Origin of the sequence: Dactylosporangium salmoneum (assembly GCF_039532525.1) — a bacterium.
In the GTDB taxonomy this organism is placed as follows: Bacteria; Actinomycetota; Actinomycetes; order Mycobacteriales; family Micromonosporaceae; genus Dactylosporangium; species Dactylosporangium salmoneum.
In genome coordinates, this window is sequence record NZ_BAAARV010000075.1 from 110271 (window position 1) to 123774 (window position 13504).

The following is a 13504-nucleotide window of genomic DNA, read 5'->3' on the forward strand; positions in this document are numbered from 1 at the left end:
CACGCTGCCCAGCAGCGCGTCGAGGCACACGTGCCAGGCGCCGCCGACCAGCTCGTGGGTGCGGTCCCAGTACAGGGCCAGGCCCAGTCCCGCCAGGGCCGCACTGCCGACGGTCGCACCGGACAGCGCCAGCCAGAGCAGGACCGCCAGGCGCGGCGCCCGCACCGGCCAGCCGGCCGCGGCGAGCCGGGGCGCGGCGGGCGCCGTCGCGGCGGCGAAGCACAGCAGCAGCAGGGGGCTCACCGGCCGCCGATCCGGCGCTCGTAGGTGCTCAGCGCGGCCCGCAGCGCCGCCGCCTCGTCGAGGGTCATCTTGCCGACGAAGGCCGTCAGCGCCTCCAGCCGGTCGCCGCTGTCGACGAGGGCGTCGTGCATGGTCTGGGCCACGTACTGGTCGCGGGTCATCGCCGGGGTGTAGCGGTAGGCGCGGCCGGCCGACTCGCGGGTCAGCCAGCCCTTGCGGTGCAGGTTGTCGAACACGGTCATGACGGTCGTGTACGCCAGTTCCCGGTGCCAGCGCAGCTCGGCCAGCGCCTCCCGGACCGTCGTGGCGGTCCCGCGCCGCCACAGCAGCTCCATGAGCGCCGCCTCCAGGTCGCCGAAGCCCTGCACGAATGCCTCCTCCCCACACCGCCTCGCACTGCTATGGACGATAGTAGTACGGTGCCAGCAGCTCACCCCTGGGCCACGAGGAGGGTCACCATGCCGACACGCCGTCTGCGGCCAGCGGTTGCGTACCCGGTCGCGATCGCGACCGGCGCGGCGGCCGTCCTGCTCACCGCCACACCCGCCGCCGCGCACGTGAAGGTCGCCGCCGACAAGGCGCAGGCGGGCGCCCGGGACGTGACGATCACGTTCACCGGCGAGGGCGAGTCCTCGCGGGCCGGCATCGAGGCCGAGCGGGTGGTGCTGCCGGCCGGCATCGCCGTCGCCGACGTGGAGCTGGTGTCGGCGCCGCCGGGATGGACGTTCACCGCGGCGGAGGACGGCTACACCGTTTCCGGGCCGGCCCTGCGGCCGCGCGCCGACGCCGTGCACACGATCCGCGTCGCCCGGCTGCCCGCCACGGCGCGGGCGCTGGCCTTCAAGACCCTGGAGACCTACAGCGACGGCAGCGTCGCGCGCTGGATCGACCTGCCCGAGGCCGGCAACCCGGAGCCCGAGCACCCGGCGCCGGTGCTGGCGCTGCGCCCGGCGGCCGCGCAGAGCGTCACCGGCGCCCCGGCGGCCGGGCCGAGCGCCACGGGCGGCGCGCCCGACATCGCGGGCCCGGACATCGCCCAGCCGGCGCCCACCGAAGGGAACACCACCGGCACGCTCGCCGCGATCGGGCTCATGACCGTCGCGCTGCTGCTCGTCGCCGGCGTGCTCGTGCTCGTGGTGGTCGTCCGGCGGCGATCGACGACCCGCTGACCCCGTAGCGAAGCCCGCGCGGACCGCACGCCCCGGCGCGCGGCCCGGGTCAGGTCGCCGCGGGGCGGTACATCGCGCCGTGCGGGTCGGTGCAGTGCGGGTCGGCCCCGTCGAGGCCGGCCTCGCCGCCGGATGGCACCGCCGGGTCGCCGCCGGCGTGGTCGACCTGCAGCGTGCTGTGCGTGATGCGGTACTCCCGGCGCAGCAGCTGCTCGATCGCCTGCCGCACGGCGTGGCAGTCGCCGCCCTCGGCCACCAGCACGTGCGCCGACAGCGCCGGCTCGCCCGAGGTGATCTCCCACACGTGCAGGTCGTGCACCTCGACCACGTCCGGGAGGCCGGCCAGCCGGGTGCCCAGCGCGGACGGCTCGATGCCCGGCGGGGCCGCCTCCAGGAAGATCCGGCCCGAGGCCCGGACCAGCGCCAGCCCGGCCTTGATCATGAGTACGACCACGACCAGCGTGGCGATCGGGTCGGCCCGGGTGAACCCGGTCGTCACCATGATCACGCCGGCCACCGCGGTGGCGATGAACGCGAACAGGTCGTTGAGGACGTGCTGGAAGGCGCCCTCCACGTTGAGGCTCGAGCGGTTGGCCCGCGACATCGCCCACGCGGCGGCCACGTTCACCAAAATGCCGGCCAACGCGGTCACGAGCACCGGCCAGCCGGTGACCGCGGGCGGGTGCACCAGCCGCTGCACCGCCTCGACGCCCAGCCACACCGCGAGCAGGAGCATCGTCAGCCCGTTGGCCTGCGCCGACAGGATCTCGGCCCGCTTGAGCCCGAAGGTGTAGCCGCCCCGCGGGGGGCGCGCGGCCAGCCGCATCGCGACCAGCGCCAGGACGATCGCCCCGGCGTCGGTGAGCATGTGGGCGGCGTCGGACAGCAGTGCCAGCGACCCGGCCAGCAGCCCGACCACGACCTCCGCGGCCATGAACACCGCGATCAGGCCGAGCGCCAAGCCCAGCCAGCGCCGGTCCGCGTCCGCGGCGACGCCGTGGCTGTGGCCGTCGTCGTGGCTGTGGCCGTCGTCGTGGCTGTGGCCGTCGTCGTGGTCCTCGTGGTGGTGATCCAAGGTGTCAGCTCCATGCCCCGGCAGACTCATGCGAAAGTCCGCATATGTTGTCAGCGTATCCGCCCGCGCAAGGGCCCGGGAACGGGCATGACCGGAAACCGGCCCGGCCATGCCCGCCGCGGTCAGGCCGAGGCGATCGACAGCCCGGCGTCGCCGCCGCTGAGCTGCGTACCCTCGGCGAAACTCGTGTCGAACTGGGCCCGCAGCGCGTCGAGGCCGGAGAACTCGGCGAAGTGCGAGGACTCGCTGCCCTCGGCGGCGAACACCGAGTCGGACTCCGTCGAGTCGTTGGAGTAGCTGGTGTAGTCGGTCGACTCGAAGTGGCTGCCGTCCGCGCCGGTGAACTCGACGTGCCGGCCGGTCTCGAAGTCGGTCGACTCGGCCGCGCTGTGGTCCTGGCCGAAGACGCCGAACTGCGAGTTGTAGTCCTGCTCGCTGCCGGCCTCCTGGTGCAGCTGCTCCAGCCCGCCGGACTCGTGACCCATGCTGAAGTCGCCGTACTCGCTCATGTGCGGATTCCTTTCGGGGATGGTGGCGTGCCGTGCCGGCCGCATGCCAAACACTACTATCGGTCGTAGTAGCTAAGACTCCCCAGTTCGTGCCACCAGCCTATCCGTGTCAGAGGACTACGAATCCAGGCCGTAGTGAGGCTCAGGCGACCTCGAGGACCTGCTTGAGCCGGGCCAGGTCGCCGCTGACCAGGCCGGTGTCGCGGTCGAACTCGTCGTCGGTCATGCCCGGCAGGCGGCGCAGCGAGAAGACCACCTCGCAGCCGGTGCCGTCGGCGATGGCCCGCAGCGGCACGTACACGACGTCCCCGGACGGGGTCAGCACCTCGTGGTCGAGCACGCCGTACTCGTTCGGCGGCGCGAACGTCACCCGGACCCGGCCCTCGGGCGTCTCCACGAACCAGGCGCCGTCCTCCCGCACCACCGAGCTGCCCAGCCCGGGCGCCCAGCGGGGCAGGTTGGCGGGGTCGGACGCGAACGCGTAGACCTCGGCGACGGGGCGGTCGATGTACACACTCAGATGACGCGTCTGTCTGGTCATCCAGCCGATGTTGCCACTCCGGTCCGCGCCCCGCGTGCCGAAGAACCCCGTGGGGACGTCGGACTGCGGACGTGTTCGAGCCGGCCGGCGGCTCCGTGTTCGCCGTGGACCTCGAGGCCGCCTGAGGCCGGGACTTTCGGCACTGTTGCGCGGGCGTACGGCACGAGCACAGTGACCTCATGTCGCAGACAGTGGAGACGGCGGCCCGGGCGATGATCACCGCGGTGGTGGGCCGCCACGGCGGCGCCGGCGGCCCCGAGGTCCGGGTGAGCGCCGCCGCCTGTCCTGACGGCCCGACGCTCATCCAGGTCAACCTCAGGGTCTGCGGCGCGCCGGCCCGCATCCAGGTGGCCGGCCCCTCCCCCGCGGCCGCGCTGGCCGCCGCCACGGTGCGCCTGGACCGCCAGATCCGCCGCCTCACCACCGCCTGGGACCCCTGGCCGTGGCCCGACCCGGAGCGGCGCCCCCTCGCGGTCCCCGGCCGCGCCGAGTTCACCCGCCACAAGCCGGTCCGCCTGCGCCGCCAGCGCTCCTGCCAGGCCGGCGCCCACCTGGCCGCCATGGACTACGACGCCCACCTGTTCACCGACGCCGAGACGGGCGAGGACGCGCTGGTACACCGGGCGGGGCCGACCGGCCTGCAGCTCTCCCGGCAGTACAGCCGCCACCCGGCCGGCCGCAACGGCACCCCGACTCCGACCGTGAACCCCCGCCCGACCCCGGTGCTCGCCCCGGCGGAGGCCGCCGCCTACCTGGCCGAGGGCTGGCTGCCGTTCCTCTTCTTCACCGACCCCGCCACCGGCCGGGGCAACCTGGCCTACCGCCGCTACGACGGCGGCTGCGCCCTGATCACCCCCGCCTGACGCGGCACCCGGCCGTCGTCGTGGCGGTTCGCTGCCACCACAGTGCGGCGGTCTCCCGGCCGTTCGGCGGCGTGTGCATCACGCATCCGCGGTGCCAGCCGCCAGTGGTGTTGTCGCGAGCGGCTGCACTGCTGGTTCGAGTAGGGACAATGTCAGCTGCTGCGCATCAAGGCCGACGCGGATGCCGACCGGCATCGGCAGATTCGGGCCGGCATGACCGAACTCCACGTTACCCAGGACCGGGATGTCACGGTCGCCGAGGACGTCCAGGACTATCTCGGCGAGCGTCGGGGACGCGTCGGGCGCCTCGAGTCCGGCGATCTCGCGCGGAACGCCCACGACCATGCCGGAGATCCGATCGAGAATGCCGCAGTGCCGCAGCACCTGCAGATAGCTCCACACGTAGGAAGCCTGGCCGCCCATCTCCTCCCAGAACAGCACCGCACCGTCGAACCATTCGAGCGGTACCGCGAACCGCGTAGCCTGCACCAGCGCGATGCGATTGATCACCCCGCCGATCAGCCGGCCCTCGGCACGACCGGCGCGCCAGCACTCCCACGACGGGCTCGCCGGCAGCGCACCGATCGCCTCGGTGCCGGTCAGCAACCTGGAGTAGAGCTTCTCGAATTCCGCTCGGCGTGTCGTCGGCACGGCCTGCCAGTGCCCGCCGAAGCCGGGGACGGCCATGTCAGCATGGAACCCGACCAGACCCGTGCGCGCGTAGAGCACCAGATGCAGCAGCGAGATGTCGCTGTAGCCGAGGATCGGCTTGGGGTCGGCCTTGATCGCCTCCATGTCGATCAGGTCGAGGTAGCCGAACGCCGTCTGGCCGCCGTCATTCGCGATGATCGCGCGCACCTCGGCATCACGCAGCAGACCGTTGAGCTCCGCGGCGATCTCCGCCGGCGTAGCCGCGCTCCACCAATGGTGGCGCCCTACTTCGAGGAGCGGTGCCCGACGCACGCGGAATCCCATCCGCTCGAGCACCACCACCGCCTGCTCGACATTGGGCTCGTAAGCGGCAGGGAGTGGCCCGGAAAGCGCTGCGATAGCGACGAGATCACCGGGCCTCAGGGCACGAGGTCGAAGCAGTTGAGGCAGTGCAGAACCGGTCATCGAGGCAGTGTCCCCACACGCGCACCAACTCGCTACGTATTTGCCGATCGACCAGCCAGCAGGCCCAGTCCGAACCTCGGCGGGCCTGCCGGGGGCTGGGGTCCAGGTCCGGCCGAGGCGCGGTCCGCAGGCCCGCCGAAGTCCGGGTCCGGCCGCGGCGCAGTCTGCAGGCCCGGCTCCGGCTGGTCACCTGCCGCACTGACGGTGGCGGCGCACCGACGGCAGGGAGCCGGATGGGCGAGCCAACGCGGTGCGGTTCACCGGGGTGCGGAGCGTGGGCTCAGGGCGAGCCGCAGTGCTCGACCATCAGACCGCTCGAACTTCGGCGAGCCGCTTGACTGCGTACTCGTCGTCCCAGCAGACCGCGGCCTCCCAAGCGGCCGACGCTTGCGCGGCGATGTCGTACACACCGTCGTCGAGCCCGGCGGCGTTGCCGGGCAGCACGAGATCCAGGTCGGGGACGTCGACGTGCGCCTCGTCCCAGTCGATCAGCCCGACGTGACCCGCCGTCATGCGGACATTGCCAGGGTTAGGGTCGCCGTGCACGACACAGGTCTGACGTCCGGCGAGCCGCGCCCACGCTGCCCGGCAGCGAGCAACGCCCTCAACAGGCATCGCACCGAGGTCGATCTTCGTCCCGGTCTCGGCGTGCAGGAGGTCGGTCGACGACCGCCAGCCTGGGCGCTGCGGCCAGCCCCGCGTCAACCGATGCAGCTCGCGGAGCGTGTCGGCCACGCGACGCCAGTCGGCCTGCGTCTCGGGCGGTCCGCCCTCCAGGTAGGTCATCACCACCAGACCGCCGGCGAACAACCGGCCGTCCGTGGTTGGGATCGGCACCGGCACGGTCAGACCTTCACGATCGAGATATTGGAGAAGCTCGGTCTCCCACGCGAGATCAGCATCGCTCCTGCCGCCGAGACGACCGACCGCGAGGTGCCCGTTGACGCGCACACTCCACACGTCGTTGGCGACTCCACCAGCGAGCGGCTCGATCCGAGCGACGTCCTCACCCCACTGCCCGAGCGCCTCCCACCCCATTCGCCACACCTTACGGGCTTCGAACATCACTGATGGATCTTTACCGAGCGTGCGATCTTCCGCTGAAGGGCCCGAAGGATCTTGATGGTCTCCTCGTCCGAGAGGCCGCAAGTTATTGACCAGTCCCAACCGGAGCCGAACACATCGCTGGCGAACGCGAGTTCGGTCGCGATGAGCACGCGTCGCCAGTCCCGGCGGCTGAGCGGCTGCCCGGCGCGGACCAGGGGCTTGAGGCGGCGGGCCTCTTCGAGCAACCCGTCGGCGTCGCCGAAGTCCATGGCGGCAGCCAGGGCGTCGGTGCAGTGGGCCGGTCCGCCCCATTCCGCAAGGCCGCGAAACAGCACGTACCGCTCATCGTCCGTGAGGTCAATCGTGAGCAGTGCTTCGCCGGTCACGGTGTTGATGATGACGTAGCCGTGAGGATCGGTGCGCGTCAGCCCACATCGGACAGGTCGAGCACGAAGCGGTACCGCACGTCGCGACGCCGAGCGCGGCGAGCAGCGTGTCCTGGGCGCGGTCGTCGCGGCGGGCGCCGCGGTACACCACGGCCCCGATCGCGAGCCCGGCGACCACCACCGCGCCGCCGATGCCGGCCGGCACCGGCGGGAACAGCAGCTGCGCCGCGAGCCACCAGGCGGCTGCGGCGAGCGAGGCGGCCGCCCCGGTGCCCAGCGCCGGGCCGCGGGCGCCGGCACGGCGGGCGGCCAGGGCAAGCAACCCCACCGGCGACTGGACCAGCACCACCCGCACGCAGCCCAGCACGTAGCCCCACCGCGGCAGGCCGGGTTCGATCGCCGTGGCCTCGGCCCGCATGGCCCGGCCCCACTCGGCGCGCCCCGGCGGCAGCAGCCGCACCACCAGGGCCAGCAGCCGGTCGGCGCCGCCCGCGCTCACCACGCGGCCCGCAGATCAGGACGCGCCGCCCGGGCCGGAGCCGGCGGGGCCGCTACCAGCTCGGCGGCGAGCGCGCGGCCCGCGCCCGTCAGCCGGTACAGGTGCCGCGGCGGCCGCCCCGGTGGCGGGCCGGACTCCCAGGAGGCGTCGAGCAGGCCGCGGTCGCAGAGCCGGATCAGGATCGGATACAGCGAGCCGGCCCGCAGCCCGACCTCGCGCCCCAGGTCGTAGCCGTAGCGCCACCGGTCGGGCGCTGCGGCCAGCGCCCGCAGCACGGCCGCGGCCTGCGGGGAGGGCCGCCTCGCTCGCGTCATGCCATAACTCTATATACATAGAGAACCGGCGTGGGAATATCCTGGCTGCAACACGGGACCTTGGACCCGGGCGAGAGTGGACGAATTCAGGTAGGAAGGAACCTATGATCCGCGTCTTTCTGCTCGACGACCACGAGGTGGTCCGCTTCGGTCTCCGCGAGATGCTCGAGCGCGAAGGGGACATCGAGGTCGTCGGGGAGTCCGGCTCGGCCGTCGAGGCCGCACACCGCATCCCCGCGCTGCGACCCGACGTCGCCGTCCTCGACGGGCGGCTGCCCGACGGCAGCGGGATCGACGTGTGCCGGGAGATCCGGTCCGTCGACCCGACGATCAACGCGCTGATCCTCACGTCGTACGACGACGACGAGGCCCTGTTCGCGGCGATCATGGCCGGGGCGGCCGGGTACGTGCTCAAGCAGATCCACGGGACCGACCTCGTCGACGCCGTGCGGCGGGTGGCCGCCGGGCAGTCGCTGCTCGACCCCGCGGTCACGGCGCGGGTGCTGGAGCGGATCCGGCGCGGGCCCGAGCAGCCCGACGAGTTCAAGGACCTCACCGAGCAGGAGCGCAAGATCCTGCTGCTGGTGGCCGAGGGGCTGACCAACCGCGAGATCGCCGAGCGGATGTTCCTGGCCGAGAAGACGGTCAAGAACTACGTCTCCAGCCTGCTGGCCAAGCTTGGGCTGGAGCGGCGGACGCAGGCGGCGGTGCTCGCCTCGCGCTTGATACAAAAGAAGCCGTGACGTCGCTGCCGCTCCCCGAACTCTCGCGCGTCGACCTCGACGCCCTGCTGCAGGAGCTCCTCGCCCGCGTCGGCGAGGTCATGACGAGCCGAGAGCGGCTCAGCGCCCTGCTCGACGCCGTCGTGGCCGTCGGGTCCGACCTCGACCTGCACAGCACGCTGCAGCGCATCGTGCAGGCCGCGTGCCGGCTGGCCGACGCGCGGTACGGCGCGCTCGGCGTCATCGGCGCGGACCGGATGCTCGTCGAGTTCATCAACCACGGGGTCAGCGACGAGGAGCGGGCGGCGATCGGGGACCTGCCCCGCGGGCACGGTGTGCTCGGGCTGCTCATCGACGAGCCCCGCGCGATCCGGCTCGACGACATCACCAAGCACCCGCGCGCCTACGGGTTCCCGCCCAACCACCCGCCCATGCACAGCTTCCTCGGCGTGCCGGTGCGCATCCGGGACCATGTGTTCGGGAATCTGTACCTCGCCGAGAAGCGCGGCGGGGAGTCGTTCACGCAGGACGACGAGGACCTGATGTCGGCCCTGTCGGTGGCGGCCGGCGCGGCGATCGACAACGCCCGCCTCTACGCGCAGGCCGAGCGGCGCCAGCGCTGGCTGCTGGCGGCGGCCGAGATCACCGCGGTGCTGCTCGGGGAGGTGCGCCGCACCGAGGCCCTGGCGCTGGTCGCCACCCGGGCCCGCGAGGTGGCGGGGGCCCAGCTGGCCATGGTGCTGCTGGCCGACGAGTACGGCGAGCGGCTCACCGTCGAGGTCGCCGCCGGCGGCCCGGAGGGCTCGACCGGCTGGTCGATCCCGGTCGCCGGCAGCGAGTTCGCCGAGGTGCTGCAGCATCGGCGGCTGGCCGTGAGCGCGGACCTCGGCTCGGCGGCGAACTGGCCGATCCTGCTGCCGACCGGCACCGCGCTGCTCGTGCCGCTGGCCGTGGGCGGGGTGGCGCTGGGCGCGCTGGTCGTCGCGTTCGGGCGAAACGGCACGCCGATCACCGAGGGCGACGAGCTCGCGATGGTCGAGTCGTTCGCCGGGCAGGCGGCGCTGGCCCTGGAGCGGGCCCGGGCCCAGGACGAGCGGGAGATGCTGGCCGTGGTCGGCGACCGCGAGCGCATCGCCCGCGACCTGCACGACGTGGTCATCCAGCGGCTGTTCGCGGCCGGCATGCAGCTGCAGGGGGCCGCGTACCGCACCACGCAGGACGACGTGCGCGAGCGCATCGGCCGGGTCACCGAGGACCTCGACACGACGATCCGCGACATCCGCGGGGCGATCTTCGAGCTGCGCGGGGCCTCCCAGCACAGCCTGCGCAAGGAGATCCGGGACCTGCTCGACGAGGCCGGCGAGTCGCTGGGCTTCCGGCCCACGCTGCACCTCGACGGGCCGATCGACACCGCGGTGCCGGACCACTGCCGCACGGCGCTGCTGGCGGTGCTGCGGGAGTCGCTGAGCAACGTGGCCAAGCACGCCCAGGCCGGATCGGCCAAGGTGACCATCGCCGTCGGCGGCGGGCGCCTCGGCCTCACCGTCGAGGACGACGGGCGGGGCCTCGGCGACCCGGCCAAGGGCGGCAACGGCCTGCCGAACATGAGCGCCCGCGCCACCGACCTCGGCGGTGAGTGCACCGTCGGGCCGGCGGACGCGGGCGGCACGCAGGTCCGCTGGCAGATCCCTATCTAAACGATCTCGATGACCTGCTCGGCCGACAGACGCGGGGTGTGCGGTGGACCGGCGTGGTCCGGGTCCGCCGTGCCCAGGCGCAGGACCAGGAACGGGTAGCCGGTCTCGCCGAGCATCCGCCGCAGCGCCTGCCGCGTGAAGCCCATCTCCACGGGGCTGCTCAGCGGCAGTACCGCGGCGCCGTGCTCGGTGGCGGCCAGCCACAGCTCCGACAGCGCCTCGCCGGCCCGCAGCCAGTCCGCGGGGTCGTCGCCGTCGCCGTGCAGGATCGCGTACTGCGCCGCCGTGTCGTGCCCGGTCCCGGCGTCCAGCTTGCCGGTGCTGACCCCGAAGTCGCGCTCGGCGACCGTGGTGAGGGGCAGCTCGGCCGGGATGACGGTGTCGGGCAGGCCGGTGCCCTCGGACCGCTCGCCGCCCACCCACTCGGCGGTCTCGGCGCGCATCCGCTCGTCGTGCTGCTGGGCCTCCCCGGAGTGCTCGATCATCACCGCCAGCTGGAGGACCTGGTCGCGGTTCAGCACGGCCAGCCGCGCCCCGGCGCGCCGGGCGGCTTCGGTGAGCTCATGCAGTACCTCCGCGGAAATCGGCTCCTCGGAGGCCACCCGGCGGTCCGTGTGCCGCACGCGCAGCAGCTGCAGGCGCCGCATCGCCGCGGGGTCGGCCGGGCCGTGGGGCTCGGCGTGCACGACCGCGAGGGGCGTCGCGGCGGGACGTTCCACCCGCGCGGCGAAGCCCTCGGCGGTCAGCGCCACCAGGGCGTGGTGCAGCGCTGCGCCGCAGCTCAGGGTCAGCAGGCGGCCGTCCGGATCCTGCTCGCGCAGCTGCCGGCCGGGCTCCGCGTAGAGCTCCAGCTGGTCCTCGCGCACCACCCAGCGCCACGGCTGGGTGTTGTGCACCGAGGGGGCCAGCCGGGCGGCATCCGCCGCCGCGGCCAGCCGATCGGTCGTGCCGGTCGTCATCACAGACTCCAGTCCCGCACGTCCGGCATGTCCTCGAGGTGCTCGACGACGTACTCGGCGTGCTCGGCCAGCTTACGCTCGCACCACTCCTTGAGCTCGGTGGCGCCGGGCGGGAGCCGCTTGGCGTTGTTGATGGCATCCATGACCAGGTGGTACCGCGAGACCCGGTTCCGCACGGTCATGTCGAACGGCGTGGTGGTCGTGCCCTCCTCGATGAACCCGCGCACCCGGAACCGGTCGGCGTCCGGCCGGCCGTGCACGAGCTGGTGGATGGCGCCCGGGTAGCCGTGGAAGGCGAACACGACGTCCACGGTGTCGGTGAACAGCTCGGTGAACATCGTCTCGCTCATGCCGTGCGGGTGGTCCTTGCGCCGCGGCAGGGTCATGAGGTCCACGACGTTGACGACCCGGACCCGGAACTTGGGCAGCCGCTCCCGCAGGATCTGCGCGGCCGCCACGGTCTCCATGGTCACCACGTCGCCGGCGCAGGCCAGCACGACGTCCGGGTCGGTGCTGCCGTCGTCGGTGCCGGCCCAGGACCAGATCCCCGCGCCGCGGGCGCAGTGCTCGGCGGCGGCGTCCATGTCGAGGTACTGCAGCTGCGGCTGCTTGTCGATGACGATGCAGTTGATGTACGAGCGCGACCGCAGGCAGTGATCGGCCACCGACAGCAGGCAGTTGGCGTCCGGCGGGAGGTACACCCGGGCGATGTCGCCGCGCTGGGTGAGCACGACCTGGATCAGCCCGGGCCCCTGGTGCGAGAAGCCGTTGTGGTCGTTGCGCCAGGCGGTGGAGGTGAGCAGGATGTTGAAGCTGGGCACCTTGGCCCGCCACGGCAGCCGGTCACCCTCCTGCAGCCACTTGCCGTGCTGCACGGTCTGCGACGCCGAGACCATCGCGAAGGCCTCGTACGTGGCGAACATGCCGTGCCGGCCGGTGAGGTTGTAGCCCTCCAGCCAGCCGTGGCAGTTGTGCTCCGAGAGCACCTCCATGACCCGCCCGTCGTGGGAGATGGACACGTCGGCGTCGGTGACCCGCTCGGCGAACGCCCGGTCCGAGACGTCGAACACGGCGCCGAGGCGGTTGCTGTTGGTCTCGTCGGGACAGAAGAGGCGGAAGCTGTCGGGGTTGTCGCGGTACACGTCGCGCAGCATCTCGCCGAGGCGGCGGGTCGACTCGGCCCGCTCGGTCGCCGGGGCCGGGACGTCGATCGCGTACTTGCGGAAGTCGGGCAGCACCAGGTCGCGGGTGAGCAGGCCGCCGTTGGCGTGCGGGTTGGCGCTCATGCGCAGCTCGCCGGCCGGGGCCAGGGAGCGGACCAGCTCGACCGGGGTGCCGCTGTCGTCGAAGAGCTCCTCGGGGCGGTACGAGCGCAGCCACTGCTCCAGCAGCGCCAGGTGCTCCGGGTTCTCCTTCACGCCGGCGAGGGGCACCTGGTGGGAGCGCCAGGTGCCGGTCACCTGGATGCCGTCGACCTGTTCGGGGCCGGTCCAGCCCTTCGGGGTGCGCAGGACGATGAGCGGCCAGCGCGGGCGGGCGCCGGTCCAGCCGGCCTCCTTGATCGCGCGGATCTTGCCGTGCGCCTCCTCCAGGGTGGCCGCGAAGCGGTGGTGCATGCCGGGCACGTCGGAGCCCGAGACCTCCAGCACCTCGTAGCCGTGCCCCTCCAGCAGCGAGCGCACCTCGGCCGGGTCCTTGCGGCCCAGCACCGTCGGGCCGGCGATCTTGGCCCCGTTGAGGTGCAGGATCGGCAGGACCGCGCCGTCGCGGGCCGGGTTCAGGAACGAGATGCCCTTCCACGAGCCCTCGAGCGGGCCGGTCTCCGCCTCGCCGTCGCCGACGACGGCCACGGCCAGCAGGTCCGGGTTGTCCATCACCGCGCCGAACGCGTGGACCAGGACGTACCCGAGCTCGCCGCCCTCGTGGATGGAGCCGGGGGTGGTGACGGAGACGTGGCTGGGGATGCCGCCGGGGCTGGAGAACTGCCGGAACAGCCGCAGCATGCCGGCCTCGTCGAGGCTGACCTTCGGGTAGATCTCGCTGTACGTGCCCTCCAGGTAGCCGGCCGCGACCAGCGCCGGGCCACCGTGTCCGGGGCCGGCCAGGTAGATCGCCTGCTGCCCGGTGCGCCCGATGAGGCGCGACACGTGGGCGTAGATGAACGACAGGCCCGGACTCGTCCCCCAGTGCCCCAGGAGCCTCGGCTTGATGTCCTCCGGCGTGAGCGGCCGGCGCAGCAGCGGGTTGTCCTTGAGGTAGATCTGGCCGATGGTGAGGTAGTTGTTGGCCCGCCACCAGGCGTCGAGCCGTGCGACTTCCTCGTCGCCGAGAGTGTTCACCTCAGGGTTCCTTCCTTTGGATTCG

16 protein-coding genes are annotated in these 13504 nt (G+C 72.7%); 4 read left to right on the forward strand and 12 right to left on the reverse strand.

Annotated elements, in window-relative coordinates:
* Both ABD352_RS38970 and ABD352_RS38975 read right to left on the reverse strand, forming a co-directional pair.
* Positions 1-243, reverse strand: a 243-nt coding sequence (locus tag ABD352_RS38970) for a hypothetical protein (RefSeq protein WP_344617593.1), incomplete at its 3' end; no start/stop codon positions are given.
* Positions 240-611, reverse strand: coding sequence for a BlaI/MecI/CopY family transcriptional regulator (locus ABD352_RS38975; RefSeq protein WP_344617594.1), 372 nt, complete (start codon positions 609-611; stop codon positions 240-242). The genes ABD352_RS38970 and ABD352_RS38975, both read right to left, overlap by 4 nt.
* A gap of 90 nt (positions 612-701) precedes the next feature.
* On the opposite strand from ABD352_RS38975, the gene ABD352_RS38980 reads away from it, so the two are divergent.
* The gene (locus ABD352_RS38980) at positions 702-1412 is read left to right on the forward strand and encodes a DUF1775 domain-containing protein (RefSeq protein ID WP_344617595.1); all 711 of its coding nucleotides are present in this window, start codon (positions 702-704) and stop codon (positions 1410-1412) included.
* Between the two features lie 49 nt (positions 1413-1461).
* Here the strand turns inward: ABD352_RS38980 and ABD352_RS38985 are convergent, their stop codons facing one another.
* The 3 genes from ABD352_RS38985 to ABD352_RS38995 form a co-directional block, all read right to left on the reverse strand.
* Positions 1462-2487, reverse strand: a complete 1026-nt coding sequence (locus ABD352_RS38985; RefSeq protein WP_344617596.1) for a cation diffusion facilitator family transporter — start codon at positions 2485-2487, stop codon at positions 1462-1464.
* Positions 2488-2609: 122 nt separating this feature from the next.
* Positions 2610-2996 (reverse strand): hypothetical protein, encoded by a 387-nt coding sequence (locus ABD352_RS38990; RefSeq protein ID WP_344617597.1) that lies wholly within the window; start codon positions 2994-2996, stop codon positions 2610-2612.
* 142 nt (positions 2997-3138) lie between these two features.
* Positions 3139-3537, reverse strand: coding sequence for an SRPBCC family protein (locus ABD352_RS38995; protein WP_344617598.1), 399 nt, complete (start codon positions 3535-3537; stop codon positions 3139-3141).
* 179 nt (positions 3538-3716) lie between these two features.
* Between ABD352_RS38995 and ABD352_RS39000 the strand changes: the two genes are divergently transcribed.
* Positions 3717-4400 carry a hypothetical protein gene (locus tag ABD352_RS39000; RefSeq protein WP_344617599.1) on the forward strand — a complete coding sequence of 228 codons (684 nt, stop codon included), beginning with the start codon at positions 3717-3719 and terminating at the stop codon, positions 4398-4400.
* 78 nt (positions 4401-4478) lie between these two features.
* Here the strand turns inward: ABD352_RS39000 and ABD352_RS39005 are convergent, their stop codons facing one another.
* From ABD352_RS39005 to ABD352_RS39025, 5 genes are all read right to left on the reverse strand, one after another.
* Positions 4479-5516, reverse strand: coding sequence for a S66 peptidase family protein (locus ABD352_RS39005; RefSeq protein ID WP_344617600.1), 1038 nt, complete (start codon positions 5514-5516; stop codon positions 4479-4481).
* Positions 5517-5822: 306 nt separating this feature from the next.
* Complete coding sequence (locus ABD352_RS39010; RefSeq protein WP_344617643.1) at positions 5823-6581, reverse strand: phosphotransferase enzyme family protein; 759 nt, start codon at positions 6579-6581, stop codon at positions 5823-5825.
* Positions 6581-6949: a hypothetical protein gene (locus ABD352_RS39015; protein ID WP_344617601.1), complete on the reverse strand. Its 369-nt coding sequence runs from the start codon at positions 6947-6949 to the stop codon at positions 6581-6583. The genes ABD352_RS39010 and ABD352_RS39015 overlap by 1 nt, the downstream gene beginning before the upstream one ends.
* Positions 6921-7448, reverse strand: coding sequence for a hypothetical protein (locus ABD352_RS39020; RefSeq protein WP_344617602.1), 528 nt, complete (start codon positions 7446-7448; stop codon positions 6921-6923). Before ABD352_RS39020 ends, ABD352_RS39015 begins: the two co-directional genes overlap by 29 nt.
* Positions 7445-7762: a PadR family transcriptional regulator gene (locus ABD352_RS39025; RefSeq protein ID WP_344617603.1), complete on the reverse strand. Its 318-nt coding sequence runs from the start codon at positions 7760-7762 to the stop codon at positions 7445-7447. Before ABD352_RS39025 ends, ABD352_RS39020 begins: the two co-directional genes overlap by 4 nt.
* Positions 7763-7866: 104 nt before the next feature.
* Here ABD352_RS39025 and ABD352_RS39030 point away from each other — a divergent pair, with 104 nt between their 5' ends.
* Both ABD352_RS39030 and ABD352_RS39035 read left to right on the forward strand, forming a co-directional pair.
* Positions 7867-8505, forward strand: coding sequence for a response regulator (locus tag ABD352_RS39030; protein ID WP_344617604.1), 639 nt, complete (start codon positions 7867-7869; stop codon positions 8503-8505).
* Positions 8506-8585: 80 nt separating this feature from the next.
* Positions 8586-10181: a sensor histidine kinase gene (locus ABD352_RS39035; protein ID WP_344617644.1), complete on the forward strand. Its 1596-nt coding sequence runs from the start codon at positions 8586-8588 to the stop codon at positions 10179-10181.
* Here the strand turns inward: ABD352_RS39035 and ABD352_RS39040 are convergent.
* Together ABD352_RS39040 and ABD352_RS39045 are read right to left on the reverse strand one after the other, a co-directional pair.
* Positions 10178-11140, reverse strand: a complete 963-nt coding sequence (locus tag ABD352_RS39040; protein ID WP_344617605.1) for an Acg family FMN-binding oxidoreductase — start codon at positions 11138-11140, stop codon at positions 10178-10180. The genes ABD352_RS39035 and ABD352_RS39040 overlap by 4 nt on opposite strands.
* Positions 11140-13479 (reverse strand): phosphoketolase family protein, encoded by a 2340-nt coding sequence (locus ABD352_RS39045; RefSeq protein ID WP_344617606.1) that lies wholly within the window; start codon positions 13477-13479, stop codon positions 11140-11142. Before ABD352_RS39045 ends, ABD352_RS39040 begins: the two co-directional genes overlap by 1 nt.
* Between the last annotated feature and the right edge of the window lie 25 nt (positions 13480-13504).